Annotated in this window: 1 pseudogene; it reads right to left on the bottom strand. The window is 73.6% G+C overall.

Annotation, left to right across the window (positions count from 1 at the left end):
* Positions 1-1977: pseudogene (gene dnaE, locus AC2W7J_RS17815) on the bottom strand (DNA polymerase III subunit alpha); the annotation flags it as partial.

The following is a 1977-nucleotide window of genomic DNA, read 5'->3' as shown; positions in this document are numbered from 1 at the left end:
CGGTCGCCGTCGCCCGGGACCACCGGTCGAGCTCGGCGACGTGGAGCAGCAGGTCGCGCCGGGTCAGCGCCCCCGGTGGCCGAGCCCCCGGCCCACCGCGGTCGGCGCCGGTGCCGTGGACGGAGTCGAAGGCCCCGACGAGGACGAGCCGCTCGACGACCGGTCGGCTCACCCGGGCCCGCTGCCAGAAGTCGGTGAGCGAGTCGAAGGGGGCCCCGGCGACGACGCGGGCGATCTCCCCTTCGCTCATGCCCTTGACATCCGCCAGCGAGAGCCGGATCGCCCACGGCGACCCGTCGGGCAGGTCGGGGTCGTCCGGTCGGGGGCCGGGGACGGGCGCGCGCTCGACGCGGTACTCCCCCGTGCTCGCGTTGACGTCGACGCCGAGGATCGTCACGCCGAGCGAGCGGGCCTCCTCGAGGAGCAGCCGCTTGGGGTACATGCCCGGGTCGTGGGTGAGCACGCCGGCGAGGAAGGCCGCAGGGTGGTGCGCCTTGAGCCAGGCCGACTGGTAGGTCGGCATGGCGAAGGCCGCCGCGTGCGCCTTGCAGAAGCCGAAGGAGGCGAAGGCCGCGAGCACCTCCCAGATGCGGTCGACGTCCTCCGGCGGGTAGCCGCGGGCCGCGGCCGCCGGGCGCCACCACGCCTCGATGCGCTCCTGCCCCTGCGGGCTGCCCATCGTGCGGCGCACCTCGTCGGCCTGGGCGAGGGTCGCGCCGGTCGTCTCGGCGATGATCCGCAGCATCTGCTCGTGGAAGACGACGACCCCCTCGGTCTCGGCGAGCGCGGGCACGAGCCGGTCGTGGAGGAACTGCGGCCGGCTCCACCCGTGCCGCGCCTCGAGGAAGGGCCGGATCATGTCGGACTTCACCGGACCGGGGCGGAAGAGCGAGATGTCGATGATCAGGTCGTCGAAGACGGTCGGCGCGAGCTTGCCGATGAGCTCGCGCTGCCCGGGGCTCTCGATCTGGAAGCACCCGAGGGTGCGGGTCGTGCGGATCATCGCGAAGGTCGCCGGGTCGTCGAGGGGCACGTCGGACCGGTCGTCGAGGTCGACCCGCTCCCCCGTGACCCGCTCGACCTCGCCGACGGCGTGCGCCATCGCCGACTGCATCCGGATGCCGAGGACGTCGAGCTTGAGCAGCCCGAGCGCCTCGACGTCGTCCTTGTCGAACTGGCTCATCGGGAAGCCCAGCCAACTCGACTCGACCGGGGTGCGGTCGAGCAGCCCGCCGTCGGACAGGACCACCCCGCACGGGTGCAGGGCGATGTGCCGGGGCAGCCCGTCGAGCCGCTCGACGAGGTCGAAGAGCGTCGTGAGGCGCCCGCCGTCGAGGCTGCGGGTGCGCAGCTCGGGCAGCTCGGCCATCGCCGAACGCACGTCCTTGGCCCGGATGTGCGGGAAGGCCTTGGCGATCTCGTCGACCTCGGCCGGCGGCACGCCGAGCGCGGCGCCGACGTCGCGGATCGCGTGCCGCGCCTTGTAGGTGTCCATCATCGACACGCACGTCACCCGGTCGCGGCCGAAGCGCTGCAGGATCAGCTCATACATCTCGGTGCGGCGGGCCGACTCGACGTCGATGTCGATGTCGGGCAGCTCGGCCCGCAGCGGCGAGCAGAAGCGCTCCATGAGCAGGTCGTGCCGGATCGGGTCGATCGCGCTGATGCCGAGCAGGTGGTTGACCAGGCTGCCGGCGCCGGAGCCACGGGCGGCGACCCGCACCCCCGCGCCGGTGATGATGTCGACGACCTCGGCGACGGTGAGGAAGTAGGTCGGGTAGCCCAGCGCCTCGACGACGTCGAGCTCGTCGGCCAGACGCTCCTCGACCTGCCGCAGCACCGCCGGCGACGCGTCGGGGTAGCGCTCGCCGATGGCCGCCCGGCAGCGCTGCGCGAGCACCGCCTGCGGTCCTCGTCGGGCGCAGCCCCAGGACGCGCGCCTCGGGCAGGTGCACCCGGCCGATGCCGAGGTCGCGA

The organism is Janibacter sp. CFPM2_SD2, from assembly GCF_057364645.1.
This window is presented reverse-complemented; position numbering and strand designations above follow the sequence as displayed.